Genomic DNA, 26952 nt, shown 5'->3' with positions numbered 1-26952 from the left:
GCTCCTAGAACAGACCGCTTTTGTCTTTCAGCAGATTCTCGACGTCTTTATCCACTTTGATGTGAATTTCATGTTCAATCTTGACGTTCATGTTGATGGTGATCGGATCTTTAGGCGTGGCGACCTCGATGCGTGGCACGCAGCCGCTCAGCATTGAGGTACCGAGCACGGCGGCCAGTAATGGCCCGCTGATGATTTTCATGGTTGTTCCCCAGGTTTGGTGAGGGCCTGTTCCAGCCACTCCTGTAAATTGTCGCCAAAGCGCAGGCTGCGCCAAAGCTGAAACACGTTTTCCTGATGGCTATAGTTCAGGATAACCTCTCTTTTAGCGCTTTTTTGCGGGTTAACCCCGTCAATTCGCGCCTTCAGCGTCAGTTCACCGAGGTTGTCGAGATCGACTCTGGCCTTGGAGCGGTTAATCTCCATATAGCGCAGCCAATCTATCGCGGCGCCGGTCGCCATATTGTTACTGCCTATGGCATCGGCCATGTCCTTGTCCAGGCGCAGCGTCAACATGCCGGCGTTGGCAATCCAACCGTTGCGCACCAGCCATTTAGGATGATTCAGGAACAGCGGCAATTCGCCGTCTACCCGTCCTGACATGGCAAACTGTTTTGGCTTCAACGCGGTAAACAAGGCACTGAGGTCCACCTTATCCAGCTTCAATACGGCGGCGTCATGCTGCGGCATACGCAGCGCAGACAGGCTGATGTGGCCGTTCAACGCGTCCATACCGACGTTGCTCAGCGTCAGCGGTGCCTGCTCGCTGTAAGGATAAGCGCCCTGAAGATCGGCGGTAATATTCTGCATTTCGAACAGGTTGCGGAAAGACTTGATGCGCAGCATCATCGGTTGCTTGGCGCCGAGTTGCCAAATGTGATTTTTCAGGCGGTAGGACATGACGAAATCCAGCCCGCTCATCTCACCGTCTTTCAGCCACATGCCGCCCTGCTTCACCACCCAATGGCCACCGGCCTCAAAACCCTGCACCCGGGCGGCAGAGAAGGCCGATTGCGCATAGAATTCACCGTCGCGCAGTTTGATATTGAGATCCGGCGAGATAAGCGGTTGGAACACCTTCAGCGACTGCTTCGGCCACCAGCCCTCTCCGCGTAAACGCTCACCGTCCCAACGGCCACGTAGCGCTATAGGGCCAATCTGTTCCGCCTGCAGTTTGCCCTGCAGCTGGAAATTATCCGGCGTTGTGCCCTTCATTTGAAGCGCCAACACCGGTGCCGGCAGGTAACCGCCGTTAGTAAAGCTGACCTTGCCCGAAACCAGTTGCAGTTCGCCATTAAACGTCGGGTTTTTCTCGTCCCGCTGCCAACGCAGCGGCTGGCTGAGGCTAAGGCGCGGCGCATCCACCGTTACCATGCTGTACTTCAAACGATCAAAACCAGTAGAAAGCCGATCGAGGATCAGCGTGCTGTCCTGCCAACTGCCGCTGCCGGCAACGTCCCAGGCAGCCTGCAACGGCGGTAATTGTCCGTTGCCCCAGTAGCGCCATTGCCAGTTGCCGTGGTCCGGCCAAAAATCTTGCGCCTTGCCGTCCAGATGCAGTTTAAAACGCCCCCAGTAGCTGTCGCTGGCATTAATAATGGCCTGCAACCGACCGGTGATGCCGGCTGCAGTCACTTTCACCCCGGCCAACGGCAAACGCGCCTCTTCCAATTTCATTTCCGGCGTGGCGTTGCCCCACAGTCGCAGCAGTGAACCGGACTGCAAGACCAGCGTCGGGTTGAGGATGGTGCCGCTGACAATACCGGGGATCGAGGCAGTCATTGAAAAGTCGGACAGATTCGCCTGGCCGGTCAGTTGGAAACGCAGATCGCTGTCGGTCAGGCCGACTTTACCCGGTCCCAGCGTCAATACCGCGTTGCCTTTGCCGTTATGGCCGTCGGTGATGACATTCAAACGGGCGCTGATCTGCGTCTCATCAAAACCTTTACTCCAGTCGTGCAGCGCAATGTTCACCCCGCCGTTTAGCGGTTGCTGGCTGTATGGCCAGCGCCATTCGCCCTGTTTAATGCTGACCTGTTGGGCGTTGATCTCCCAGGGTAGCGTCGCCAGGGGTTTGTTTTCACCCTTTTCCGTCAGCGTCAGCACGCCCTGCTGCTGTTGCCAGCGCATGTCCAACAGTAAGGGTTTGTCCAGATAGCCGGTCTGCATTTCGCCCTGCAGCGCCCCTTGTGCCGGAATACTGTCCAAATCGAGCGGAATGGCTATTTTGCCGGTCAGGTGCAGCGGTTGTGGGCTGTCTGGCGCAGTGATCGTCAGGCCGTTGAGCGTCAATTGCTGCTGCGGATCCAACAGCGCATCGACCTGAATATTCGGCCCCTGATATTGCAGGCGCTGGCCCTCTGCAGAGGAATGTATCTGTAATTTACCGGCGTAGTACTGCCACGGCACCACCGCGAAATCCTTGATGGTAACGTCCAGCAGCGGCAGTTGTTTTTGCAATTGGTCCAGCGCCAGTGGTGCACTGCTGGCGTCAGCGGCGGGTAATTTTGATAAGCAGGCAGTATCGACATTCAGCTTATCGCTGATGAGCTCCCACCGCCCCTGCTGATAGGCCAATCGGGTCGGTCCGACGGCGGCAAGCAAACATTCTTGTGCCAGAAAACGCGCGCCATCCAGCTGCAATGCCCCCTGACGCCAATACGGTTTGCCTTGCAAAACCAATTGGCTGCCCTGTGGAAGCCAATGAGAGATCACACGCGGCAACCAGCGCGGCAGAGTTTGCCACAGCGCAAGCAGCAAGATCGCCGTACTGACCACAATCCCTATGAATACTTTCAATCGCTTAGTCATTAAATGATTGCTTCATTCCTGAGTTAGGCCGCTTACCCTGGCCAGAGGGCGTTTTAAGTAAGTCTATGCCTGAATTGGCAATAATGATGGCATGAATTTGACATAGGGTGAAGCCAACGCCGACGAAGATGCCCCGTTTCGGCGCTTTTGCAGCCGTTGATAGGGATACTGTAAATTTTAGTTACATATTCATCACATGAATGCGAACTGTTTCGGACTTTTGTTATTGTCGTTACCTTTGATAATTAATAGTCTTGCAAGCATTCTAACAAAAGTCAGCTGCTAGCTAACTATACTAGAGAAGCCATTCCCCACACCCCCGTGGGGATTTTTTTGCCTGGAACCAACCTCTCTCTCATCTCTCGCGCTTCGCTTTTCAGCCACTCCGTGCCGAATATTCACCCTGTTGTGACGTTGCCAGCTACCCTTAATCAATACCCTTTGCGGCAACGATAACTGCTGCCATTCAACGCGCATCAAACAGGCTAACCAATTGTAGAATTTACTAAAATCTGTTAAATTGATCACAAAATCACGCGGGAGAAACCACGATGAAATTGGCGATATACAGCACCAAACAGTATGACCGTAAATATCTCGAACTGGTGAATCAGCAGTTTGGTTACGAGCTGGAGTTCTTCGACTTCCTGCTCAGTAAAAAAACCGCCAAAAACGCCGCCGGCTGCAAAGCCATCTGCATCTTCGTCAACGACGACGGCAGCCGTGAAGTGCTTGAAGAACTGGCGGCGTTGGGGGTCGAAATTTTGGCTCTGCGCTGCGCCGGCTTTAATAATGTCGATTTGGACGCCGCCAAAGAACTGGGTATCAAGGTGGTGCGCGTACCGGCCTACTCGCCGGAAGCGGTCGCTGAACATGCCGTGGGCATGATGATGTGCCTGAATCGTCGTATTCACCGTGCCTATCAACGCACCCGCGACGCCAATTTCTCGCTTGAGGGTTTGATCGGCTTCAATATGCATAACCGGACTGCCGGGGTGATTGGCACCGGTAAGATCGGCGTCGCCACCATGCGCATCCTGAAAGGCTTCGGCATGAAGCTTCTGGCCTATGACCCGTACCCAAGCGAACAGGCATTGGAGCTGGGCGCGGAATATGTCGATCTGCAAACGCTGTACGCGCAATCTGACGTCATTACCCTGCACTGCCCGCTGACGCCGGAAAACCACCACCTGTTGAATACCGACGCTTTTGCGGCGATGAAAGACGGCGTAATGATCATCAACACCAGCCGCGGCGGTTTGATTGACTCATCAGCCGCGATTGATGCCCTGAAACAACAGAAAATCGGCGCCCTGGGGATGGACGTGTATGAGAATGAACGCGACCTGTTCTTCGAAGATAAATCCAATGACGTGATCCAGGACGATATTTTCCGTCGTCTGTCTGCTTGCCACAACGTGTTGTTCACCGGTCATCAGGCTTTCCTGACCGAAGAGGCGCTGACCAGCATCTCGGAAACCACGTTGCAGAACGTGAGCCAATTGGATCGTGGTGAGCCTTGCCCTAACCAGCTCAATGCCTGATTTGTCCTAAGGAGAGCCGATGAAAAAGTCTATGTTGGTGGCGTTAATGCCGCTGCTGTTAGCCGGGTGTGGAATGAGTCAAAACGGAAAGACGGTAAAGGAAAGCGACCTGTTGCATCATAACTTTATTTTGCAAAGCGTCGACGGCGTAGCGGTGAAAGCGGGCCAGGGCAAGCAGCCCAACATCGAGTTCGGTGAAACCCTGCACGTTTCCGGTGCCATGTGTAACCGTTTCTTTGGCAATGGCCAATTGCAAAATGGCGTGCTGACGGTAAAAGGTCTGGCTTCAACACGCATGCTGTGCGCAGACCCGCAACTCAATCAGTGGGATCGGGTGATCGGCGACGTGCTGGGCAAAGGAGCAAAAGTCACCCTCAGCGCTCAGCAATTAACGCTGAGCGGCGGCGACCATACCCTGGTTTATACACTGCGCGATTGGGTGCAGTGATCCCTGTGCACCAGGCTGCTCTGCGGCCTGGTGTTATTAACCGTTAGCCGGCGCTCGCGCAGGCACCCCGCCCCAGCGTCGATTCTTCGCACTGTTTACCATTCGGCATCTGGCACATTCTGATCGCTTCGCCGTTTAAATTGTGGGTCACCGTAGTAACGCCGCCAACGATGGCACAGTTAGCACTGGTCTGTAAGTTATTGATTCTTGCACTGTTAGCCTGCTGGACTGGTTCTTCGTTGTTGCTGCTGCAGGCGGCCAAAAGCAGTACGGTGCCGGCCAGCAACCCTTTTAATATTGTCATTAATCCACTCCTGAACCCGAAACTGCGCTGTGTAAAATCGCCATTGCCGATAACTCGCATCACTTTATTGCGGACACGTTAGGTTATCTTTGATGCAAACCTGTTTAATCTAGCCTGATATATAAATAATGAAAATATATTCCTGCAATTATTTGCCGTTTATTTGAACAGCGACGAAATTATTATGGTTACTGGATTTTTCCGCTCTGTCCGCGGAGCAAACGTCGAACATCCCTGCCCGACCTGAACAAGGGTCAGTCACAGCAGGGTTAAACAGGCATTTTAGGAGAGGTTAACGCTTTGAGGCGTGGCGAACAGCACTAAAATGCGGTGTCAAAATGGCGCATTTTTTGCCGGTAAAGGGAAGATCCAAGTTTGGGGGTAATCTATTATTTTCCGTTATTTATTAATAAGGTTTTCTGCCAGCGCCACTGAATGTCGCGCTGGCGATTGTTTCGGTTTAAATAAGGATCAGTGCGCTGCGGTTTTCGACAGTAAATTAATCACCAACACGCCGGCAATAATTAATCCCATCCCCAGCACGGCTGGCCAATCCAGCTTTTGTTGATAAACAAATACCGCGGCAATTGACACCAGAACAATGCCCATGCCCGACCAGATGGCGTAAACAATGCCCAGCGGCATGGTTTTCACCACCATCGACAGCCCCCAGAAAGCTACACCATAGCCGACCACGACCACCAGCGACGGCCACAAGCGAGTGAATCCCTCAGAGGCTTTCAGCATGGTGGTGGCGATCACTTCTGCGACTATCGCCATGGTCAAATACATAAATCCGCTCATCGTTTTTTCTTCTGTAAGTTTACCTATTCACCAGTATGACGCGCCGGAAATAAATTGTCGTTAAACAACGATGACAATTTTTCTTCAGGGCCATTTAAAGTCGTGAAATATCTCCTTGTCGCATTTTTTGTCGATTTATCATCCGCCACACAAACGCGATAAAGGGCCAATATATCCCTCTGCTAGACTTTGTTAATTACTGCGAGAGGTGACTTTCGCAGCTTTTTGAGCAATGAAAGGTAAAGTTGATGATTACTACAGATGGTAATAATGCAGTCGCTTCCGTCGCCTACCGCGCCAGCGAAGTGATTGCCATCTACCCAATCACCCCCAGTTCGACCATGGCGGAACAGGCGGATGCCTGGTCCGGCGACGGCCGTCAAAATATCTGGGGCGACGTGCCACGAGTGGTGGAAATGCAGTCGGAAGGCGGTGCGATCGCCACGGTACATGGCGCATTGCAAACCGGCGCGCTGTCGACCTCGTTTACCTCATCGCAGGGCCTGCTGCTGATGATCCCGACGTTGTACAAACTGGCCGGTGAACTGACGCCGTTTGTGCTGCATGTTGCTGCGCGCACCATCGCCACCCATGCGCTGTCGATTTTTGGCGACCATTCCGACGTGATGGCGGTACGCCAAACCGGCTGCGCCATGCTGTGCGCCAGCAACGTCCAGGAAGCACAGGATTTTGCGCTGATTTCCCAAACGGCCAGTCTCAACAGCCGCCTGCCGTTTATTCACTTTTTTGATGGTTTCCGCACCTCGCATGAAATCAACAAAATCGTGCCGCTGAGCGACGATACCCTGCGCCAGATGCTGCCTCAGGACGCGATTGACGCGCACCGCAGCCGCGCACTGTCGCCTGATCATCCCGTGGTACGGGGCACCTCCGCCAACCCGGACACCTATTTCCAATCGCGCGAAGCCACCAACCCCTGGTATAACGCGACCTGCCAGCATGTGATTGACGCGATGGACAAATTCGCCGAGATCACTGGCCGGGCGTATCAGCCCTTCGAATATTACGGCCATCCGCAGGCCGAGCGCGTGGTGATCCTGATGGGATCCGCCATCGGCACCTGCGAAGAAGCGATCGACGCCCTGTTGACCCGTGGTGAAAAAGTCGGCGTGCTGAAAGTGCGGCTGTTTCGGCCGTTTTCCGCGCAGCACCTGCTCAGCGTGTTGCCGGAAAGCGCGAAGAAAATCGCCGTACTGGACCGTACCAAGGAGCCCGGCGCGCTGGCGGAGCCCCTGTATCTGGACGTGATGACCGCACTGGCTGAAGCGTTCAGCCGGGGTGAACGCGCCCATATGCCGATGGTGATCGGCGGCCGTTATGGGCTCTCCTCGAAAGAGTTTGGCCCTGACTGCGCGTTAGCCGTGTTTAACGAGCTGGCTCTGGATCGCCCGCGTCCACGCTTTACCGTCGGCATTTTCGACGATGTGACCGGTCTTTCCCTGCTACTCAGTGAAGAAACCCTGCCGCAGCGCGCGTCGCTGGAGGCGCTGTTCTACGGTCTTGGCAGTGACGGCTCCGTTTCCGCTACCAAGAACAACATCAAAATCATCGGCAACAGTACGTCAATGTATGCCCAGGGCTATTTCGTTTATGACTCGAAAAAGGCCGGAGGCCTGACAGTATCCCACCTGCGCGTCAGCGAACAGCCCATCAACTCGGCCTATCTGGTGAGTCGCGCCGACTTTGTCGGCTGCCACCAACTGCAATTTATCGATACTTACCAGATGGCGGAGCGCCTGAAACCCGGCGGCATTTTCCTGCTCAATACTCCCTATGGTGCCGAAGAGGCCTGGTCGCGGCTGCCGCAGGAAGTGCAAGCCGTCTTGCAGCAACGTCAGGCACGCTTCTATATCATCAACGCGGCGAAACTGGCGCGTGAATGCCGGCTCGGTGCACGTATCAACACCGTAATGCAGATGGCGTTTTTCCATCTGACCCAAATTCTGCCGGGCGACGTGGCACTCCAGCAATTGCGGGATGCTATCGAACGCAGCTACAGCAACAAAGGCCAGGATATTGTTGAGCGCAACTGGCAGGCGCTGGCCGCCACGCTTGACGCGCTGATTGAAATCCCCCTGCAGCCGGTTAACGAAAGCAGCCCAATGCGACCGCCGATTGTCTCGGATGCGGCGCCTGACTTTGTCAAAACCGTGACCGCCGCGATGCTGGCCGGACTGGGGGATGCGTTGCCGGTGTCAGCCTTCCCGCCGGACGGTACCTGGCCGGTGGGGACCACCCAGTGGGAAAAGCGCAATATCGCCGAGGATATCCCCATTTGGCAGCCGGATCTGTGCACCCAGTGCAACCACTGCGTTGCCGCCTGCCCGCACTCCGCCATCCGCGCCAAAGTGGTTCAGCCGGAGGCCATGGAGCACGCCCCTGCCTCGCTGCAATCGCTGGATGTGAAAGCGCGCGACATGCGCGGCCAGAAATACGTACTGCAGGTCGCGCCGGAAGACTGTACCGGCTGCAATCTGTGCGTTGAAGTCTGCCCGGCAAAAGATCGCCAGAACCCGGACATCAAGGCCATCAACATGGCATCGCGCCTTGAGCACCTGACTGAAGAAAAAGCGCATTACGACTTCTTCCTGCAGTTGCCGGAAATTGATCCCTCGCAGATCGAGCGGATCGACATCCGTACCTCGCAGTTGATTTCGCCGCTGTTCGAATACTCCGGTGCCTGTTCCGGCTGTGGGGAAACACCGTACATCAAGCTGCTGACCCAGCTTTATGGCGACCGGTTGCTGATTGCCAACGCCACCGGCTGTTCGTCCATTTACGGCGGCAACCTGCCGACTACACCTTATACCACCAATGCCGAAGGCCGCGGTCCAGCCTGGGCCAACTCGTTGTTCGAGGATAATGCGGAGTTCGGTCTGGGCTTCCGCTTAACGGTCGATCAGCACCGCAGCCGTGTACTGCGTTTGCTGAACACCCTGGCGCCGCAGCTGCCGGCACAGTTGGTCAACGCTCTGCAGATGACGGATATCGCACCAGAGCCGCGTCGCCAACAGATTAAGGAACTGCGCGGCTTGCTGGCGCAGATTGAAGGTCACGACGCGCGCCAACTGGCGACCGACGCCGATTATCTGGTGGATAAATCCATCTGGCTGATTGGCGGCGACGGCTGGGCTTACGATATCGGGTTCGGCGGGTTGGATCACGTCCTCAGCCTGACCGAAAACGTCAACGTGCTGGTGTTGGACACTCAGTGTTACTCCAACACTGGCGGCCAGCAATCGAAGGCCACCCCGCTCGGGGCGGTGACCAAGTTCGGCGAACACGGCAAGCGCAAGGCACGTAAGGATCTGGGCGTCAGCATGATGATGTACGGCCATGTTTACGTGGCGCAAATCTCGCTGGGTGCGCAGCTTAATCAGACGGTGAAAGCCATACAGGAAGCCGAAGCTTATCCAGGGCCATCCCTGATCATTGCCTACAGCCCCTGTGAAGAACACGGTTACGATCTGGCACTCAGTCACGACCAGATGAAACAGCTGACCGCGACCGGATTCTGGCCGCTGTATCGTTTCGATCCACGTCGCGCCGATGAGGGCAAACCGGCGCTGGCGCTGGATTCCCGGCCGCCAAACAGCAATCTGACCGATACGTTGTTGAAAGAACAGCGCTTCCGCCGCCTGAACTCACAGCAGCCGGAAGTCGCCAGCGCGCTGTATCAGGCCGCAGAAAAAGAGCTGAAGGAGAAGTACGACTTCCTCAGCCTGCTGGCCGGCAAGGGGGAAACCTCCTCCGCCGAGTAAACCCACGGGGCGCGACCGGTTCGCGCCCCGCTTTTCTTTTTTGCCACTGCGTAACGCTCTCCACGCCAGACGCCCTTGCGCAACACAGTATCGAATAGCCTGAATCAGCCCTCAAAAACAGCTTGACCTTCCAAACGTGGTAAGTCCGATAAGTGCAATCAGAACCGCTTCGGTTCAATAAATTCCACTGTCGACTTCAGTCGCGAAAGGTCAAATGATGAAAGCCAAACGTGTCACTCTAATCACTGCGGCAATAAGCGTCGCATTCGCTGTCGCCGGTTGCAAAGAGACGGTGTCCGCAGCTGCCCCCGCCAAGCCTCCGAGCGTACCAGTAGCCGAAGTGGTCGTTCGCCCGGTCACGCCTTTTGTCGAGTTCACCGGTTCGCTAACCGCTGTCAAACAGGTTGAACTGCGCCCAAGAGTCGCCGGATATCTGCAAGATGTCAGCGTGCCGGAAGGTCGCTGGGTTGAGAAAGGCCAACGGCTGTTTCTCATTGACTCTCGGGTGTACGAAGCCGCGCTGAGTGCCGCCAAAGCTCGCTTGCGCGAGGCTGAAGCAGCAGCGCGGCTCGCTCAAACGGAATATGCCCGTGCCACACAGCTGTTTGCTCAAAAGGTTTTTGCGCGTGCTCAGCTCGATACGGCAACCGCTTCGTTGAATGCAGGCAAAGCGCAGGTCGATGCCGCGAAAGCCGCCCTGGCTGCGGCAGAGTTGGATATGGAGTTCACGCGCGTCACGGCGCCCATCAGCGGGCGCGTCGGCCAGGTGCTGGTCACCGAGGGCAACTACGTTACCAATGGCGTAACGCCGCTCACGACGATTGTCTCGACCAACCCGCTGCAGGTTTATTTCGACGTCGACGAGCGCACCTATTTGCGTTCGCTCGCCACAGACCGCACTCGTGCCACCCCGCCGGCAACCAAGGTGATGGTCGCGCTGATCACCGACAAAACCTATACCCGAACTGGCCGTGTCGATTTTCTTGCCAACTCCGCCGACCGTGGGACGGGCACCGTGCGTATTCGCGCCGTTGTCGATAACGCCGATGGACAATTGACCCCAGGCCTGTTTGCCAAGGTCAAACTGGAAACCGGTGCACCGCGCGCCCGCGTACTGGTGTCCGATCAATCAATTGGCACCGATCAGGGCCGCCGCTATGTGTTGGTCGTCGGCAAAGGTGACAAAACCGAATATCGGCCAGTCGAGCTGGGCCCGATGGTCGAAGGCATGCGGGTGATCGAACAGGGTCTGCAGCCGGGTGAGCGCATCGTGGTCAAGGGCCTGGTACGCCCCGGTATGCAGATCACGCCGCAAACAACCGCCATTGATGGTGCTCCCATGACGGCGCCGACAACCACGGGGGCCGCGTAATGACTTTTCCTCGTTTCTTCATCGCACGCCCGATATTTGCCATCGTCCTGTCAATTTTGATGGTGCTCGCCGGCAGCGTGGCCTTCTTCCAACTGCCGCTTAGCGAGTATCCGGCAGTCACTCCGCCAACGGTGCAAGTGACCGCGTCTTACCCCGGAGCCAACCCCAAGGTGATCGCTGAAACGGTAGCGGCTCCGCTCGAACAGGCAATCACCGGGGTTGAGGGCATGTTGTACATGTCGTCGCAGTCGGCAACCGATGGCCGAATGATCCTGACCGTCACTTTCGCCCAGGGCACCAATGCCGATATGGCGCAGGTTCAGGTGCAGAACCGGGTTTCGCGCGCGCTGCCGCGGTTACCTGAAGAGGTTCAACGCCAGGGCGTCGTCACGCAGAAAACCTCGCCGGATATCCTGATGGTAGTTCACCTGCTGTCGCCCGATCAGCGTTACGATCCTCTCTACATTTCAAACTACGCTTACCTCCAGGTACGCGATGAGCTGTCCCGCATCCCCGGAGTCAGTGACGTTTTGGTATGGGGTGCCGGCGAGTACAGCATGCGGCTTTGGCTCGATCCTGATTTGATCGCTGCGCGAGGGTTGACGGCCGGTGACGTTATCGCCGCCGTACGCGAACAGAACGTTCAGGTAGCGGCCGGCTCGGTTGGCCAGACACCGAATTCCAACGCCGCATTCCAGGTGACGGTCAATACCCTCGGCCGCCTGACCGACGAGGAACAGTTTGGCGATATCATTATTCGCACCGGTAGCGACGGCCAAATCACTCGCCTGCGAGATGTCGCCCGTATCGAAATGGGAGCTGATGCCTACGCGTTGCGCAGCCTGCTCGACGGTGAGCCGGCCGTCGCGCTGCAAATTATTCAAAGCCCGGGAGCTAACGCGCTAGACGTTTCTAAGGCCGTGAGGGCCACCATGCAACGGCTCGAAACTCACTTTCCGGCAGGACTCACTTCGCGCATAGCTTACGACCCAACGGTCTTCGTCAGTGCTTCTCTGGAGTCGGTAGCCACCACCTTGCTGGAGGCGATCCTGTTGGTGGTGATCGTGGTAGTGCTGTTCCTGCACAACTGGCGCGCGTCGTTGATCCCATTGATGGCGGTGCCGGTATCGCTGATCGGGACCTTTGCCGTCATGCATCTGATGGGTTTTTCGCTCAATACCTTGTCGCTGTTTGGCCTGGTGTTGTCGATCGGGATAGTGGTCGACGACGCGATCGTCGTGGTCGAAAATGTCGAACGTCATATCGAAAATGGCGAGGAGCCTCCCCAAGCCGCAAGACGCGCCATGGACGAAGTGACCGGCCCCATCATCGCCATTACCTCGGTGCTTGCCGCCGTATTCATCCCCACTGCCTTCCTGAGCGGCCTGCAGGGGGAGTTTTATCAACAATTTGCGCTCACCATCGCCATTTCAACCATTCTGTCGGCCATCAACTCCCTGACACTCAGCCCGGCGCTGGCTGGCCTTTTGTTGCGTCCGCGCAAGGCTGCGATCGCCCGAGATCCGCGCACCCTGCGCGGTCGAGCCGATCGGTTGTTCCGTGCGTTTGGCCGGCCTTTCCGACACGCGCCTAACGCTTATGGCAATACGGTCCGCAAAGTGGTCCGGGTTAGCGGTCTGGCGCTTTTGGTCTACGGTGGCTTACTGGCACTGACCTTCTTCGGCTTTAAGGCGGTTCCGCCCGGCTTCGTACCGATGCAGGACAAATACTACCTGGTTGGTATTGCCCAACTGCCCAATTCAGCCTCGCTGGAACGCACCGATGCGGTCGTCAAACAGATGTCAAAAATCGCGCTGGCGGAAGCCGGTGTCGAGAGCGTCGTAGCCTTCCCAGGGCTGTCGATCAACGGTTTCGTCAACGTGCCGAATGCCGCCGTCATGTTCGTTATGCTTGACCCGTTTGAAGCTCGTACAACAGACGATCTTAGCGCGACCGCGATTGCCGGCCGCCTGCAAGCAAAATTCGCCGGCATTCCCGACGGCTTCCTCGGCGTATTTCCACCGCCACCGGTACCGGGTCTGGGCGCCACCGGCGGTTTCAAAATGCAAATTGAGGATCGCAGCGGCGCCGGATTGGATGCTCTGGTTCAGCAAACCCAGATCCTGATGACCAAAGCCACCGAGTCGGGACAGGTGGCCGGACTGATGACCAGCTTTGACGTCAATGCCCCACAACTCGACGTTGCCATCGATCGTACCAAAGCCATGAGTCAGGGCGTCCGTCTGGCGGATATCTTCGAATCGCTGCAGGTCTATCTCGGTTCTCTCTATGTCAACGATTTCAACCGCTTTGGCCGCACCTACAAAGTGACCGCCCAGGCCGATGCAGACCATCGCATGCAGGCAGAAGCCATCGGTCGCCTGCAAGTACGCAATGCTGCCGGGAAAATGCTGCCTTTATCTTCATTTGTTACCGTCACACCGAGCTCAGGCCCAGACCGAGTGATCCACTACAACGGCTATCCTTCCGCCGACATCTCCGGCGGCGCGATGGCCGGCATCAGTTCGGGTCAGGCGGTAGCCGTGATGGAGCGTCTGGCGAAGGAAGTGCTGCCGGAAGGCATGACTTTTGAATGGACCGACCTTACCTACCAGCAAAAGCTGGCCGGGGATTCGGCGTTGTTCATCTTCCCGCTGTGTGTGCTTCTGGCCTATCTCATCCTTGCCGCTCAGTACAACAGCTGGTTGTTGCCGCTGGCCGTCCTGTTGATCGTGCCGATGTGTCTGCTGAGCGCCATTATTGGCGTCTGGATGACCGGCGGTGACAACAACGTCTTTGTGCAAATCGGGCTGATCGTGCTGGTCGGTTTGGCCGCCAAAAATGCCATTCTTATCGTCGAGTTCGCCCGCACTCTCGAGGCCGAGGGCGCAAGCACGCTGGATGCGGTTATTGAGGCTTGTCGGCTGCGACTGCGGCCAATCCTGATGACCTCCCTGGCCTTTATCGCCGGTGTGGTTCCTCTGGTCTTTGCCGGCGGTGCCGGGGCGGAGATGCGCCATGCAATGGGTATCGCCGTCTTCGCCGGCATGCTAGGCGTGACGCTGTTCGGTCTGTTCCTGACGCCGGTGTTTTATGTGGTGATGCGTAACCTGGCCGTTCGTATCGAACGCCGCCGGGCAGAATCGAAGCTGCGCAAACAGCGCATTAAGGAGAGCACCTCATGAAAAGCCTCTATCAATCGCTGTGGTTCCCCCTGAGTGCGCTTACCCTGTTAACCGGGTGTTCATCTGTAGGGCCAGACTATTCACCGCCTTCGCTGTCTTCGGCACGGCTTCCCGCCAGCTTTGGTGAAGCTTCGCCAGGCCTTAATTCCGCTGCCGTGGAGGTTGAGTGGTGGCGTGCCTTCGACGATCCGATATTGAGCGGACTGATCCGGCAGGCGCTTTCGGTTAATCATGATATCGGCATTGCCGCCATGCGGCTCGAAGAAGCAAAAGCCCTGCTGCGCGAGGATCGTCAGAGCTTTCTGCCAAGCGGCGGCCCTGCTTTCAGCTATGAAAACCGTCGCAAGAGCGAGATAGAGACATCGCCTGATCAGTCTCGTCAGCAGGAAACCTATCGCGGTGCCGTAGACACCGCCTGGGAAATCGATCTGTTCGGTCGCGTGCGCCGTTCGGTTGAGGAAGCCCAGGCGCAGGCAGGTTCGCGTGAAGCCCTGCTGCGCGATGTGCAAGCCGGCGTTGCAGCAGCGGTGGCCGCCACCTGGTTTGAACTGCGCGGTATCGAGGCCGAGCTTGCTGTCGTTGAAGATATCACCCGAAGCCAGCGCGAGAGCCTGGCTCAGGTTGAACGTCTGGCGAATGCCGGTTTAGCCAGTGAGTTTGACCGACTGCGCGCCGAGGCGTTATTGCGCAATGTTGAGGTTGTCGCCCCCGAGCTCGAGCGCCGTCGCGCGGTTTCCGTCAATGCGCTGGCGGTATTGCTTGGCGAAACGCCGCAAAGGTTTAGCCCTCCAGTCGCCATACCTGGGCGTGATGAACTGAAGGTTACCTCCCTCGCCGTCGGCAACCCCGAGGCGCTCCTGGCACGACGTGCCGATATTTCGGCGGCCGAACGCACTCTGGCGGCAGCAACCGCGCGGATTGGGATAGAAACGGCAGGTCTCTACCCCGAGATCCAGGTACAAGGCTCAATCGGATTCGTTGCAGGGAACCTCGATGCAGTGAACGGTGCCGGAGCTTTGTCCGGTTTTATCCTTCCGGTCATTCGCTGGTCTCTGCTCGATAACGGTCGCGTCCGCGCGCGGATTGCCGCCAGTGAAGCTCGCGCCCAAGAAGCCCTGCTCCTCTACGATCAAACCCTATTGCGCGCGCTGCAGGAAACCGACGACGCCTTCAAAGCCTATAAAGCAACAGGCAGCACGCTCGAACTGCGCCTGCTTGAATCAGCAGCCAATCGTGAGGCCGCTCGTCTCGCCCGGCTGCAGTTTTCCCAGGGGCGAGGCCTCTATCTGGAAGTCCTTGACGCTGAGCGTTCCGACTTTAACAGCCGGCGAGCGCTGGCGGTCGCACGCACCGAACAACAACTCGCCGTGGTCAGCATCTATAAGGCATTGGGAGGTGGTTGGCAGGTGTGTACTGGTGAGACGACGCTCTGCGGCGGTGCCAAAACGAGGCCGAATCTGCCCCTGGCAAAACAAATCCCTGACAGGTCTTGACCTTCCCACAGTGGGAAGCTTTAAGCTTTTCGATATCCGAATAAGTAAAGGGGTAGTTCAATGACTTCCGTCTCTGTGCAACAAGGTTCTAATTCAGCCCTGCGCACCACTCGTCTGAGTCTGCCGGTCGAAGGTATGACCTGTGCTTCCTGCGTTGGCCGCGTCGAACGTGCGCTAAAAGCCGTTCCCGGCGTGCAAACGGCAACGGTCAATCTGGCCACCGAGCGCGCCGATATCACTTTCGGCGATCGCGCCGATCCGCAGGCAGCCGTTGGTGCCATCGAGAGCGCCGGTTATGCCGTTCGTGAAGAAACCACTGAACTCGGCATCGAAGATATGACCTGCGCGTCCTGTGTCGGTCGGGTTGAGAAAGCGCTTAGGCAAATTCCGGGCGTGATCGAAGCGAATGTCAACCTGGCGACCGAGCGTGCCCGGGTGCGCCATAGTGCCGGGATCGTCACCACGGCCATGCTTGAAGCCGCGGTCGAACAGGCCGGTTATAAGGCCCGCCGCTTGTCTGCCGCCACGGCAAGTTCGGACGATCAAGACAGTGAAAGGCGCGAGAACGAAGCACGTGCACTACGCCGATCTTTACTGATTGCCGCCCTCCTGACCTTGCCAGTATTCGTCCTCGAAATGGGCTCGCACCTGATTCCCGCGATGCATCATTGGGTGTTAGGGGTTCTGGGTGAACAGCGCAATGGGTATCTGCAGTTCGTGCTTACCACGCTGGTGCTGTTTGGGCCCGGCCTGCGCTTCTTCCGCAAGGGCGTGCCGGCGTTGCTGCGCGGTGCCCCTGACATGAACTCGCTGGTGTCGGTGGGTACCGCGGCGGCTTATGGCTATTCGGTGGTGGCCACTTTCATTCCGCAAGTGCTGCCGCAAGGTACCGCCAACATCTATTTCGAAGCCGCCGCGGTGATCGTTACGCTGATTTTGCTTGGGCGCACGCTGGAGGCTCGCGCCAAGGGGCGAACCTCTCAGGCGATAAAACGGTTGGTTGGGCTGCAGGCCAAAACGGCGCGCGTCGAGCGTAACGGTGCAACCCTGGAAATCCCGCTCGACCAGGTGACCACCGGTGATGTCGTGTTCGTTCGCCCGGGCGAGAAGATCCCGGTCGACGGTCAGGTCGTCGAAGGTGCCTCTTATGTGGATGAAAGCATGATCACCGGCGAACCGGTGCCGGTGTCCAAGGGGGTCGGTGCCGAAGTGGTCGGCGGCACCATCAACAAAACCGGGGCATTCAGCTTCCGCGTCACCAAAGTCGGTGCCAATACGGTACTCGCGCAAATTATCCGCTTGGTTGAGGAAGCCCAGGGTTCCAAACTGCCGATCCAGGCGTTGGTCGACAAGGTGACCCTGTGGTTCGTCCCGGCGGTGATGGCGGCGGCAGCGCTGACGTTCCTGATCTGGTTGATCTTCGGACCGACGCCGGCACTGACCTTCGCGCTGGTGAATGCGGTGGCCGTGCTGATTATCGCCTGCCCTTGCGCCATGGGGCTGGCCACCCCCACCTCGATAATGGTCGGCACTGGCCGCGCCGCCGAGCTCGGCGTGCTGTTCCGTAAAGGCGAAGCCTTGCAGGCACTACGAGATGTCAGCGTTATCGCGCTGGACAAAACTGGCACCCTGACCAAAGGTCGCCCTGAGTTGACCGACCTGGTACCGGCCGAGGGCTTCGATTACGACGAGGTTCTGGCGCTGGTTGCCGCCGTGGAGACGCGTTCGGAGCACCCTATCGCCGAAGCCATCGTCGCCGCCGCAAAACAGCGCGACATCAAGATCGCCGCTATTGAAGCCTTCGATGCCACACCGGGCTTCGGTGTATCAGCCAAGGTCAGCGGCCGAACCGTCTCCGTCGGAGCCGACCGCTTCATGACGCAGCTCGGCCTGGACGTGGCCAGTTTCCTGCCGGCCGCCCAGCGTCTCGGAGAGCAAGGCAAGAGCCCGCTTTATGCTGCGATAGACGGTCGTTTGGCGGCGGTGATCGCCGTTGCGGACCCGATTAAAGAGACCACGCCAGAGGCAATCAAGGCGTTGCACGCATTGGGGCTCAAGGTCGCGATGATCACCGGTGATAATGCAGCAACCGCCTCGGCAATCGCCCGACAGCTCGGTATCGATGAGGTCGCGGCTGAGGTTTTACCCGACGGTAAGGTCGCGGCGCTGAAGCAGTTCCGCAGCCATGGTGCACGCGTCGCTTTCGTGGGGGACGGCATCAACGACGCCCCGGCGCTGGCCGAAGCAGATGTTGGGTTGGCCATCGGTACGGGAACCGATGTAGCTATCGAAGCGGCAGACGTGGTGTTGATGTCCGGTGACCTGCGTGGTGTGGCAAATGCCATTGCGCTCAGCCAGGCGACGATCCGCAACATCAAGCAGAACCTGTTCTGGGCCTTTGCCTACAACGCAGTGCTGATCCCGGTTGCGGCAGGCATGCTTTACCCGATAAACGGCACCTTGCTTTCGCCGATCTTCGCCGCTGCAGCGATGGCGCTCTCCAGCGTCTTCGTGCTCGGCAACGCGCTCCGTCTAAAGCGTTTCCAGGCACCGATGGGTATCGAATCCCGCCCTGTCGGGCCGGAAAACGTAAAGGTTTAGGCGGCAACACTACAACACGTTTGAGGAGGCCAGCATGGCCGGTGAATTTCATCCTCAGGTCGTCATCTACACCATGCCGACGTGCTCAGACTGCCAAACGTTGAAATCCTGGCTCGAAAATGAAGGGATCGCTTTCGAAGAACGCGATCTCTCCAACCCCGAGATCAGCGAGGAGGCCAAGGCGCGTGGCGGTGTATGTATCGCGCCAACCACTCAGGTGAACGCGAAAGTGTTCTATCGCACCTATCACCTGGATTGGTTGTGGTACTCGATCTGTCCAATCGCGCCAGCGAGTGCCAGCGATAACGCTACCTGTCGACCCGTAGCCGATCCCCCGCTTTAGGGAAATTTAATGAATCCCCCAGAAGGAGTGAATAATGAACATCGGTCAAGCAGCCAAGTCTTCTGGCGTTTCAGCAAAGATGATCCGCTATTACGAACAAATTGGCCTGATCCCGAAAGCCCTTCGTTCTGATGCCGGCTATCGGCATTACAGCCCACAGGACGTACACAGCCTGCGATTTATTCGTCGTGCACGCGATCTGGGGTTTTCTGTCGAGCAGATCTCGGCCCTGCTGGTCTTGTGGAACGACCGCGATCGTGCCAGCGCCGACGTTAAAGAGATGGCACTTTCCCATGTTGCCAGGTTGAAAGCCAAGATCGCCGAACTGCAAGAGATGGCGCAAACGCTCGAATACCTTGCCGATCACTGCCATGGCAACGATCGCCCAGACTGCCCGATCCTGGCGGATTTGGCTGAGCCTGCCACAACCACGGAGCCCAGCCTGCAACCCCCTCGTGAGGCGCCACGCTTTGGCGCTTATACACCGGTATCGTCATTGAATTCAAAGCAAAAATTTTCACTGAAAAGCGTTTGACCTTGCCACGCTGTCAACCCGCATAGTGACCGGACACCCTAAAGAACCAGGAGATTGATATGCACAGTTTCTACATTCCCAATATGACCTGCGGCGGTTGCGCGAAATCCGTCACCAAGGCACTGCACAGTGTCGATCCGCAGGCCCAGATTGAAACCGACCCGGCCGCGCGTCAGGTTCAGGTCGATAGTACTCAGGACGAAAGTGATTTTCTCGCGGTGCTGCGTGAAGCAGGCTATCCGGCGCGAGAAGACCAATAGCCAACCCACATTGGTCTGAAAAACTCACACTGAGCGAATCAACGTCGTCGCCAGTCTTAATCGATACAGGCCACAGAAAAGGAAATCACAGCATGAAAAACGTCAATCTGGCCCTCACTGCCCTCGCGCTGGCCACCCTGTCGTTCACGACCGTCGCCGCTACCCTGGTTGACTCAGCACCCGCCGATCGGCAAAAAGCCGGGATCATTAGCGCCTGCGCAGCAAGCAATAATCTTTCTAGCCTACAGCGGGAACTGGAAGCCAAGGCGGTCGAAGCCGGCGCCGAGGTTTATCGCATCATCGGCGCCTCCGGCAATAACCGTCTGTGTGGCACAGCTGAAATTTATAAGTAAGATTGAGTCGGTAAGACATGAGGCCCACATGCGGCCTCATGTGGGTTTGGCACCCATTATTTTCCGTTTTCCATCCCCACCACGCAAAACACGCTGGTATTCGTTCTCACAATCCGTACCATACACGCCACATTGATGCATGTTGGGTGCGTTTATCCCCAGACAACCAGGCATGACAGCACGCCAAGGTTCTTCACGGCCCCGAGAGCGAAATGAATAATGACCCAATCAGCCTGTTGAATGCTAAACTTGCTGCCTAAAACGTCATGCCCATAGTGCCCCCAATTGAGAACGAGCACGATTTAAATGTCAGAAAAACAAACCGTTAGTCAAAAAGAGCAATACAACCTCAACAAATTGCACAAGCGTCTGCGCCGCAACGTGGGCGAAGCGATTGCCGACTTCAACATGATTGAAGAAGGCGACCGCATCATGGTCTGCCTGTCCGGCGGTAAAGACAGCTACACCATGCTGGAAATTCTGCGCAACCTGCAGCAGAGTGCACCGGTCAATTTCTCACTGATTGCCGTTAACCTCGATCAGAAACAGCCTGGCTTCCCTGAGCATATCCTGCCAGCCTATCTGGAAAGTTTAGGGGTGGAATACAAGATCGTTGAGGAGAACACCTACAGCATCGTCAAGGACAAGATCCCCGAGGGCAAAACCACCTGTTCCCTGTGTTCGCGTCTGCGCCGCGGTATCCTTTACCGCACCGCCACCGAGCTGGGTGCCACCAAGATTGCGCTCGGCCACCACCGTGATGACATTCTGCAGACCCTGTTCCTCAATATGTTCTACGGCGGCAAACTGAAAGGCATGCCACCTAAACTGATGAGCGACGACGGTAAGCACGTGGTGATCCGTCCGCTGGCTTACTGCCGTGAAAAAGATATTGAGCGTTTCTCGGTGGCGAAAGCATTCCCGATTATTCCGTGCAACCTGTGCGGTTCGCAGCCTAACCTGCAGCGTCAGGTAATTGGCGACATGCTGCGCGACTGGGATAAACGCTATCCAGGCCGCCTGGAAACCATGTTCAGCGCAATGCAAAACGTGGTGCCTTCGCACCTGAGCGACTTTAACCTGTTTGATTTCAAAGGCATTCACCACGGCAGTGAAGTCGTTGACGGTGGCGATCTGGCCTTCGATCGCGAAGACATTCCGATGCAGCCGGTGGGTTGGCAACCGGAAGAGACGGATGAACCTGCCCCGGCACGTTTAGACGTGCTCGAGATCAAGTAAGCCGTTGTTCCGCCCGCACACTGCGGGCGGCTCTTTACCCCCTTCAGTTGGCGATCCCGCTCGCATTTTCAGCAGAATTCACCAGACAGTGCGGTTTTTATCCTATACTGTGTTTTTATACAGTCACCAGGAGATTACCGATGAACATCACCCCCTGCTTGTCTCACGTTTCTCTCGGCAGCAATAATTTTGACGCCGCAGCTGATTTTTACGATCGCACCCTCGCCGCCTTAGGTTGCCGCCGGGTTTTGGAACACCCAGGGGCCATAGGCTACGGTCGCGATTATCCGGAGTTTTGGTTGCAGCTGCCGATCGACGGCAAACCGGCCACCACCGGCAACGGCATTCATGTGGGTTTTTTCGCCACCAGCAAGCAGCAGGTTGATGATTTTTACCAGCAGGCGCTGCTGGCAGGGGCGAAGGATGAAGGTGCCCCCGGTTCACGGCCGCACTATGGTGAAGCCTATTACGGCTGCTTTGTGCGTGATCTGGACGGGCACAAGATTGAAGCCAGTTTCTGGGATGAGAGTGCGGCCTGAGGGCAAATTGCGGACAAAAAAATGCCGGTGATTAAACCGGCATCGTATGAATCAATGTGCTATGCAGTAATTCTAAATATAAGAAAGTAAGACAATTATGGAGCGCAACGCCCATCGCTTGACGTTGCATTCACCTGCGAGATAGATCATGCCTCATTTCCCCCCGACAAAAGTTGATATCGCTCAATGTTAACCGGGGTTTTACCTCTTTTTGGCTACAACCAACGCCGTCGCTTCAGCCACCAGCCCACGCCGAACACCAATCCGGCCAGCATCAGGCAAAATGCCGCAAAGCCGAATGGATTACCGCCCCCAGGGATCCCGCCCAGGTTGACGCCGAACAGCCCGGTCAAAAAGGTCGTAGGCAAAAACACCATCGCCAGGAGCGACATGGTGTAGGTGCGGCGGTTCATGGCATCGGCCATTACCGTGGTGATTTCGTCAGAAAGGATCGCGGTACGTGCAATGCTACCGTCCAGGTCATCCAGCCCGCGCCCCAGCCGATCGGCAATATCCTGCATGCGGCGACGATCGTCGTCATTCATCCAGGGCAAACGATCGCTGGCTAAACGCGAGAACACGTCGCGTTGCGGTGCCATATAACGACGCAGCACAATCAACTGTTTGCGGATCAGCGCCAATTGCCCCCGTTCGGGGACCTGCTGCTCCAGTAACGAATCTTCCAGATCGATGATTTTATCGTGCAGATCTTCGATAAACTCGCTGGCGTGGTCGGTCAGCGCGTCCGATATCTCCACCAGCCAGTTACCGCTGTTGGTTGGCCCACTGCCGCTTTGCAGATCGTTCACCACCTGGTCAATGGAATAGACCTTGCGATGGCGGGTAGAAACGATGAGTTTATCGGTCATGTAAACGCGGATAGTGACCAGCTGATCCGGCCGCGAGTTGGCGTTAAAGTTGATGCTGCGCAGCGTGATCATGGTGCCTTCGCCCACCTTGCTGACGCGCGGCCGGGAACTTTCGCCGGATAAAGCCTCTCTTACCGCATCCGGCAAAAGCGGTGTGGTAGCCAGCCACTCGGCGCTGGCTGGGTGCGCATAATCGAGATGCAGCCAGCACGGCTCATCGCAGGTGACTTTATCATCGTAATCAATCGATGTTACACCGCCCTTACCATCGAGTTGGTAGGCATAGACTGCGTCAGGAACCTGTAACTCGCGCCCCTCAATGACTTCCATTCCTCATCCTCTTTGCTTTTCAGTTACCTCAGAGTCTAGCGTTAATGCCAGGCGGATCAAAGATGAAGCCGTGCGAATGCTACGCTCGAAATGGCCTTATAGGCTAACATGGAGGAATAATGCGCAAACCCTAAAGCTGGTGCTTAATGACCCCCACTCGAACATTGGTATTGGCCTCAGTAGCGGCGGTTATCGCAACCCCGTTTCATCCACTGTTTGCCGCAGATAGCACACTCGACACCCTTGCCGATGCATACCGGGTGAAACTGGGACTAACAGCAGGAAATTTGCCCTACTTTGTCGCGCAACCCCAGATAATCACGCCAGATAGCGCGTTAATCGTGCTGCACGGACATCCCAGAGATGCGGGGAAAACCCTGGCCGCCGCGGTAAAAGCGGCTCAACTTGCAGGCAAAACCGGCCAGGCGCTGTTGGTCGCCCCGCTGTTCCCGGTCAGTAATGCTCAGTCCACACGCTGCCATTCTCCCGGCGTTCCACAAGCGCAGGCCGGGGACGCGCTGTGGAGTTGCAGTTCCTGGATCGAAGGCGGTTTGGACAACCAGGGAAGAACCAGCTCGTTTGCCGCGCTTGATCGCCTGGTTGCCGAATTGAAAGTAAAATGGCCGCAGATACGCTGGGTCACCGTTGCAGGGTTTTCCGCCGGCGCACAGTTTGTACAGCACTATGTCGGTTTCGCCAATCCGCCGCCCGGCGTAAAACTGCGCTTTGTGATATCCGACCCCGGCAGTTGGCTCTATTTTGACAGTCACCGACCGCTGCCGGTAAACAACGAGCGCCCTGTCGATTGGCGAGATTGTGATTCAACAGGGGGCTGCACCTTCGATTGGGTTGAGGTTAACAGTGACGCCTGCCCGAGCGTCAATCGTTGGAAATACGGCATTGAGGCTATTCCGAGCTACCTCGACCAACAGACTGAATCAGTACGCCAACGCTATGCCACGGCGAATATCACCTACATGGTTGGCGCAAAGGACAGCGGCGACGCGCCAGGAAGCTTCTACAAAATACTCGACAAATCTTGTGCGGCACAGGCGCAAGGCCCCGATCGTCTACAACGCGGCATCGCCTATGCGGCTTACGATCGACGTTTTATTGCCCCGCGCGCCAAACGTGATTTAGCGATCGTTCCCGACTGTGCACATGACGTGTCCTGCGTATTTCCCTCACCCATTGGGCGTCAGGTATTATTTAACAAAAATGCAGACTAATAATAACGGAGATGAAATAAAACCCGGCCGATAAATGCGGATATCGTGGAATAAAGCGCTGGCTATCGCGCCATTATTATGACTTAACATATTCACAGCAATCTTAATTCATAATGACAATAAAAAATTAACAAAAAGCTGTTCCAGCTCAAATTTGAGAGGCATATACTTCCCTCACTACGAGGAGGTAGTTATGTTACGCGACCATTTAAAATTAAACGACAGCGATACGCTGGAGAAAATCCGCAGCGTTAATTTTCAAAACCAGGGCCAGGAAGAGATCAGCGAGTTTATCGTTAAGAATGCCAGCGGTGCGCAGGTTGGCAAGGTGTCGGTACACGATCACCTCAGCACCCGACGCTCATACCCAACCAGCTATCGCATTACCCAAACGGACATGAGCGGACGCATCCTGGTTGATGCCATGCGGGACAGCTTATAAAGCATAAATAACGACCTGTTTTACCCACTATTCATTGCCGAATATAAAGGGCTCTCCGGTTATTTCAACGGACAGCATCGCCCTGGCTGAAATAAGCTATTGGGGTTTGTTTTATTATTCGACAAATATTGATAACCAGGCCCCGAATTAACGGAGCCTGGTTAAATGCAGTTATTAATGCTTGATAATATACATCGTCTGGCTGTAGGCCACGTCTTCCGGATTGGTGATCGGGTAACCTTTTACCCAAGGCTTGATCAGACGGCCATTGGTGTATTGGTAAATCGGCGCGATCGGCGCCTGTTCCGCGATGATCTGCTCCAGTTTGTTGTAATCCGCCGTCAGGGCCGTGGCGCTGGTTTCACGGCTGGCCTGCGCCAACAGCTTGTCGTAATCCGCACTCTTGAATTTGGCGATATTGCCGCTGTGGGTGGAGCTCAACAACGACAGGAAGGTCGAGGCTTCATTGTAATCGCCCACCCAGGAAGCGCGCACCACGTCGAAATTGCCGGTGTTGCGGCTGTCGATATAAGTTTTCCATTCCTGATTCTGCAACTTAACATCGATCCCAAGGGTTTTCTTCCACATTGAGGCCACGGCGATGGCTATTTTCTGATGGCTTTCTGAAGTGTTATACAACAGCGTCAGCTTCAAAGGGTTATTAGGGCCATAGCCGGCCGCCTGCATCAGCGCCTTGGCCTGGGCATCCAGTTCGGCCTGCGGCTGCTGTTGCAACAGACTCACTTCCGGTTTAAACCCTGCGGTCACATCCGGCGTAAAGTGATAAGCCGGTTTCTCACCGGTGCCTAACACTTTTTCGGCGATAATTTTGCGATCGATCGCGTAAGACAGCGCCTTGCGCACCCGCACATCGTTGGTCGGCGCCCGTTGGGTGTTGAAAGCATAATAATAGGTGCCGAGTTGGTCCGGGGTATACACCTGATCCGGAATGTCTTTCAGCAGTTTTTGGTACATGTTTTTAGGGAAGGATTCGGTGATATCGATATCGCCGGCCAGGTAGCGTTTAGTGGCGTTAGATTCCTGGTTGATTGGTACAAAGGTCACCTTGGTCAAAACGGTATGCGCATGATCCCAATAGTGTTCGTTGGGCGCCAGCACCAGTTTCTCGTTGACCACACGCTCCTGTAGCTTATACGCACCGTTGCCCACCAGATTGCCGACTTTGGTCCAGTCATTGCCAAATTTCTCCACCACCGCCTTGTTCGCCGGGAACAGGCTGAAGTTGGCCGTCAGGCTGACAAAATAGGGTACCGGCTTATTCAACTGTACTTTTAAGGTGTAATCATCCAGCGCCGTTACGCCCAGCTTGTCCGCTGGCAATTTACCGGTAATGATCTCATCGGCATTCTGGATACCTGCCAGCTGGGCAAACCAGGCAAAGGGAGACAGACTTTTTGGTTCGACCAGGCGTTGCCAGCTATAGACAAAGTCTTTTGCCGTGACAGGGTCACCGTTAGACCAGCGTGCGTCCTTACGCAGTGTGAAAATATAGGTTTGGTTATCCGTGGTTTGCCAACGGGTGGCAACGCCAGGGATCACTTTGCCGTTGGCATCCTGATTCACCAAACCTTCAAACAGATCACGCGCCAATTGTGCTTCCGGCAGCCCGACCGCCTTGATGGGATCGAGCGAAGCAGGCTCATCTTTGATATGGCGAACAATTTCCTGCTTTTCCGCCAGAGTGGTACCCGGGGGAACCTGCGCCGCCATTGCGCTGCTCAATCCTGCGCCGATCGCTACCGCACACAGCGCCAAACGAAAACCCTGTTGAATTATTTTTCTCGTCATTCTGATTCATCCCCGTTAACCATCTGAATTTTTTATCTTATAGCACAAGATTAGTCTCACCTAGAGTTCCAGGCGGACAAGATGTAAAAACTGGGGGCCAGGCAATAAAAAATGCCCGTACGACGAAGTCGACACGGGCATTTTGATCTCGACGAGGATTATTCGTAAAGATGGATGCTGTTGATACGGTAGCTGAATTCTTCACCCTCTTCTTCATCGAAGATAGTGAAGAAGCCTTTCTCCACCAGCGGCTTGGCATGGATATCGGTCTTTTGCATCTGACGTGACTCGGCATCGTCATAGCCATAGTCCAGATAGAAGCTGTTTTTTTGATAGTCGACGTGCAGGGTAAACGGATAGTTGGACTCATCGCCGCGCCCGTCGTCGTTTTTCACCACGCCGAACCATTCACCCTGGCGGATTTGGTTTTCCTCGTCCACGCCGCACAGCAGCGTGATGGTATCTTTTTCATTTTCGCTATAGCTGGCAATAATTCTGGCTACTGGCATGTTAAATCCCCTGTTTGGTTATTGGGTTAGCTTTGCCGATAGTATAACAACAGCGAATTGACCGGCGGGGTTTTATTGTTACCTGCGCTAACGCACAGTTCACATAACGCGCGATAGCTGAACAATAGCTCTGGGAAAGTGCAGCTAAAGC

22 protein-coding genes are annotated in these 26952 nt (G+C 56.1%); 15 read left to right on the top strand and 7 right to left on the bottom strand.

Going from position 1 to position 26952, the window contains the following annotated elements:
• Positions 1-4: 4 nt before the first annotated feature.
• Positions 5-202 (bottom strand): YnbE family lipoprotein, encoded by a 198-nt coding sequence (locus tag ACMGG1_RS10840; protein WP_020827070.1) that lies wholly within the window; start codon positions 200-202, stop codon positions 5-7.
• Entirely contained in the window at positions 199-2811 is a 2613-nt protein-coding gene (locus ACMGG1_RS10835) for a YdbH family protein (protein WP_414161368.1), read from the bottom strand. Before ACMGG1_RS10835 ends, ACMGG1_RS10840 begins: the two co-directional genes overlap by 4 nt.
• Before the next feature lie 551 nt (positions 2812-3362).
• Between ACMGG1_RS10835 and ACMGG1_RS10830 the strand changes: the two genes are divergently transcribed.
• Together ACMGG1_RS10830 and hslJ are read left to right on the top strand one after the other, a co-directional pair.
• Positions 3363-4355: a 2-hydroxyacid dehydrogenase gene (locus tag ACMGG1_RS10830; protein WP_115058732.1), complete on the top strand. Its 993-nt coding sequence runs from the start codon at positions 3363-3365 to the stop codon at positions 4353-4355.
• 19 nt (positions 4356-4374) lie between these two features.
• Positions 4375-4803: a heat shock protein HslJ gene (hslJ, locus tag ACMGG1_RS10825; protein WP_122079466.1), complete on the top strand. Its 429-nt coding sequence runs from the start codon at positions 4375-4377 to the stop codon at positions 4801-4803.
• Between the two features lie 43 nt (positions 4804-4846).
• Here the strand turns inward: hslJ and ACMGG1_RS10820 are convergent, their stop codons facing one another.
• The gene (locus ACMGG1_RS10820; RefSeq protein ID WP_046373425.1) at positions 4847-5107 is read right to left on the bottom strand and encodes a DUF333 domain-containing protein; all 261 of its coding nucleotides are present in this window, start codon (positions 5105-5107) and stop codon (positions 4847-4849) included.
• Between the two features lie 471 nt (positions 5108-5578).
• Entirely contained in the window at positions 5579-5911 is a 333-nt protein-coding gene (locus tag ACMGG1_RS10815) for an SMR family transporter (protein ID WP_044551516.1), read from the bottom strand.
• Between the two features lie 248 nt (positions 5912-6159).
• Here ACMGG1_RS10815 and nifJ point away from each other — a divergent pair, with 248 nt between their 5' ends.
• The 11 genes from nifJ (at position 6160) to ACMGG1_RS10760 (ending at position 21613) form a co-directional block, all read left to right on the top strand.
• Positions 6160-9693, top strand: a complete 3534-nt coding sequence (gene nifJ, locus ACMGG1_RS10810) for a pyruvate:ferredoxin (flavodoxin) oxidoreductase (RefSeq protein WP_414161367.1) — start codon at positions 6160-6162, stop codon at positions 9691-9693.
• 214 nt (positions 9694-9907) lie between these two features.
• Complete coding sequence (locus ACMGG1_RS10805) at positions 9908-11065, top strand: efflux RND transporter periplasmic adaptor subunit (protein ID WP_046373423.1); 1158 nt, start codon at positions 9908-9910, stop codon at positions 11063-11065.
• Entirely contained in the window at positions 11065-14250 is a 3186-nt protein-coding gene (locus ACMGG1_RS10800) for an efflux RND transporter permease subunit (protein WP_414161366.1), read from the top strand. The genes ACMGG1_RS10805 and ACMGG1_RS10800 overlap by 1 nt, the downstream gene beginning before the upstream one ends.
• Positions 14247-15743: an efflux transporter outer membrane subunit gene (locus tag ACMGG1_RS10795; protein WP_414161365.1), complete on the top strand. Its 1497-nt coding sequence runs from the start codon at positions 14247-14249 to the stop codon at positions 15741-15743. The genes ACMGG1_RS10800 and ACMGG1_RS10795 overlap by 4 nt, the downstream gene beginning before the upstream one ends.
• A 60-nt stretch (positions 15744-15803) precedes the next feature.
• Complete coding sequence (locus ACMGG1_RS10790; protein WP_414161364.1) at positions 15804-18344, top strand: heavy metal translocating P-type ATPase; 2541 nt, start codon at positions 15804-15806, stop codon at positions 18342-18344.
• A gap of 34 nt (positions 18345-18378) precedes the next feature.
• Positions 18379-18687: a glutaredoxin family protein gene (locus tag ACMGG1_RS10785; RefSeq protein WP_082100016.1), complete on the top strand. Its 309-nt coding sequence runs from the start codon at positions 18379-18381 to the stop codon at positions 18685-18687.
• A gap of 34 nt (positions 18688-18721) precedes the next feature.
• Positions 18722-19222, top strand: coding sequence for a Cu(I)-responsive transcriptional regulator (gene cueR, locus ACMGG1_RS10780; protein WP_130015820.1), 501 nt, complete (start codon positions 18722-18724; stop codon positions 19220-19222).
• Between the two features lie 59 nt (positions 19223-19281).
• Positions 19282-19482 (top strand): heavy-metal-associated domain-containing protein, encoded by a 201-nt coding sequence (locus ACMGG1_RS10775; protein WP_115058725.1) that lies wholly within the window; start codon positions 19282-19284, stop codon positions 19480-19482.
• Positions 19483-19574: 92 nt separating this feature from the next.
• Positions 19575-19835 carry a multiple stress resistance protein BhsA gene (gene bhsA, locus ACMGG1_RS10770; protein ID WP_201896340.1) on the top strand — a complete coding sequence of 87 codons (261 nt, stop codon included), beginning with the start codon at positions 19575-19577 and terminating at the stop codon, positions 19833-19835.
• A gap of 306 nt (positions 19836-20141) precedes the next feature.
• Positions 20142-21074 carry a tRNA 2-thiocytidine(32) synthetase TtcA gene (gene ttcA / locus ACMGG1_RS10765; protein WP_020827084.1) on the top strand — a complete coding sequence of 311 codons (933 nt, stop codon included), beginning with the start codon at positions 20142-20144 and terminating at the stop codon, positions 21072-21074.
• Positions 21075-21214: 140 nt separating this feature from the next.
• Positions 21215-21613, top strand: coding sequence for a VOC family protein (locus ACMGG1_RS10760; RefSeq protein ID WP_128865193.1), 399 nt, complete (start codon positions 21215-21217; stop codon positions 21611-21613).
• 215 nt (positions 21614-21828) lie between these two features.
• Here ACMGG1_RS10760 and zntB read toward each other — a convergent pair whose 3' ends face one another.
• A complete protein-coding gene (gene zntB, locus ACMGG1_RS10755) occupies positions 21829-22812 on the bottom strand; it encodes a zinc transporter ZntB (RefSeq protein WP_020827086.1) in 984 nt (327 codons plus the stop codon).
• Between the two features lie 146 nt (positions 22813-22958).
• Between zntB and ACMGG1_RS10750 the strand changes: the two genes are divergently transcribed.
• Both ACMGG1_RS10750 and ACMGG1_RS10745 read left to right on the top strand, forming a co-directional pair.
• Entirely contained in the window at positions 22959-24041 is a 1083-nt protein-coding gene (locus ACMGG1_RS10750; protein ID WP_130016717.1) for a hypothetical protein, read from the top strand.
• Positions 24042-24234: 193 nt separating this feature from the next.
• Positions 24235-24483, top strand: coding sequence for a hypothetical protein (locus ACMGG1_RS10745; protein ID WP_020827088.1), 249 nt, complete (start codon positions 24235-24237; stop codon positions 24481-24483).
• Between the two features lie 174 nt (positions 24484-24657).
• Here the strand turns inward: ACMGG1_RS10745 and ACMGG1_RS10740 are convergent, their stop codons facing one another.
• Positions 24658-26292, bottom strand: coding sequence for a peptide ABC transporter substrate-binding protein (locus ACMGG1_RS10740; protein WP_130016718.1), 1635 nt, complete (start codon positions 26290-26292; stop codon positions 24658-24660).
• A 158-nt stretch (positions 26293-26450) separates the two neighbouring features.
• Positions 26451-26801 (bottom strand): hypothetical protein, encoded by a 351-nt coding sequence (locus ACMGG1_RS10735; RefSeq protein ID WP_020827090.1) that lies wholly within the window; start codon positions 26799-26801, stop codon positions 26451-26453.
• Between the last annotated feature and the right edge of the window lie 151 nt (positions 26802-26952).

The sequence above is a fragment of the Serratia sp. BNK-12 genome (genome assembly GCF_047456085.1).
Lineage (GTDB): Bacteria > Pseudomonadota > Gammaproteobacteria > Enterobacterales > Enterobacteriaceae > Serratia > Serratia liquefaciens.
The sequence above is the reverse complement of the archived record's forward strand: the minus strand, read 5'-3'. Positions and strand labels throughout refer to the sequence as shown.

Excerpts from the sequence above, each read along its gene's own strand:
- ACMGG1_RS10790 (WP_414161364.1), top strand. The coding sequence starts at position 15,804 with ATGACTTCCGTCTCTGTGCAACAAGGTTCTAATTCAGCCCTGCGCACC.
- zntB (WP_020827086.1), bottom strand. The coding sequence starts at position 22,812 with ATGGAAGTCATTGAGGGGCGCGAGTTACAGGTTCCTGACGCAGTCTAT.
- ACMGG1_RS10840 (WP_020827070.1), bottom strand. The coding sequence starts at position 202 with ATGAAAATCATCAGCGGGCCATTACTGGCCGCCGTGCTCGGTACCTCA.
- ttcA (WP_020827084.1), top strand. The coding sequence starts at position 20,142 with ATGTCAGAAAAACAAACCGTTAGTCAAAAAGAGCAATACAACCTCAAC.
- ACMGG1_RS10735 (WP_020827090.1), bottom strand. The coding sequence starts at position 26,801 with ATGCCAGTAGCCAGAATTATTGCCAGCTATAGCGAAAATGAAAAAGAT.
- ACMGG1_RS10740 (WP_130016718.1), bottom strand. The coding sequence starts at position 26,292 with ATGACGAGAAAAATAATTCAACAGGGTTTTCGTTTGGCGCTGTGTGCG.
- nifJ (WP_414161367.1), top strand. The coding sequence starts at position 6,160 with ATGATTACTACAGATGGTAATAATGCAGTCGCTTCCGTCGCCTACCGC.
- ACMGG1_RS10760 (WP_128865193.1), top strand. The coding sequence starts at position 21,215 with ATGAACATCACCCCCTGCTTGTCTCACGTTTCTCTCGGCAGCAATAAT.
- ACMGG1_RS10800 (WP_414161366.1), top strand. The coding sequence starts at position 11,065 with ATGACTTTTCCTCGTTTCTTCATCGCACGCCCGATATTTGCCATCGTC.
- ACMGG1_RS10775 (WP_115058725.1), top strand. The coding sequence starts at position 19,282 with ATGCACAGTTTCTACATTCCCAATATGACCTGCGGCGGTTGCGCGAAA.
- cueR (WP_130015820.1), top strand. The coding sequence starts at position 18,722 with ATGAACATCGGTCAAGCAGCCAAGTCTTCTGGCGTTTCAGCAAAGATG.
- ACMGG1_RS10815 (WP_044551516.1), bottom strand. The coding sequence starts at position 5,911 with ATGAGCGGATTTATGTATTTGACCATGGCGATAGTCGCAGAAGTGATC.
- bhsA (WP_201896340.1), top strand. The coding sequence starts at position 19,575 with ATGAAAAACGTCAATCTGGCCCTCACTGCCCTCGCGCTGGCCACCCTG.
- ACMGG1_RS10805 (WP_046373423.1), top strand. The coding sequence starts at position 9,908 with ATGATGAAAGCCAAACGTGTCACTCTAATCACTGCGGCAATAAGCGTC.
- ACMGG1_RS10745 (WP_020827088.1), top strand. The coding sequence starts at position 24,235 with ATGTTACGCGACCATTTAAAATTAAACGACAGCGATACGCTGGAGAAA.
- ACMGG1_RS10785 (WP_082100016.1), top strand. The coding sequence starts at position 18,379 with ATGGCCGGTGAATTTCATCCTCAGGTCGTCATCTACACCATGCCGACG.
- ACMGG1_RS10835 (WP_414161368.1), bottom strand. The coding sequence starts at position 2,811 with ATGACTAAGCGATTGAAAGTATTCATAGGGATTGTGGTCAGTACGGCG.
- ACMGG1_RS10830 (WP_115058732.1), top strand. The coding sequence starts at position 3,363 with ATGAAATTGGCGATATACAGCACCAAACAGTATGACCGTAAATATCTC.
- ACMGG1_RS10820 (WP_046373425.1), bottom strand. The coding sequence starts at position 5,107 with ATGACAATATTAAAAGGGTTGCTGGCCGGCACCGTACTGCTTTTGGCC.
- ACMGG1_RS10795 (WP_414161365.1), top strand. The coding sequence starts at position 14,247 with ATGAAAAGCCTCTATCAATCGCTGTGGTTCCCCCTGAGTGCGCTTACC.
- ACMGG1_RS10750 (WP_130016717.1), top strand. The coding sequence starts at position 22,959 with ATGACCCCCACTCGAACATTGGTATTGGCCTCAGTAGCGGCGGTTATC.
- hslJ (WP_122079466.1), top strand. The coding sequence starts at position 4,375 with ATGAAAAAGTCTATGTTGGTGGCGTTAATGCCGCTGCTGTTAGCCGGG.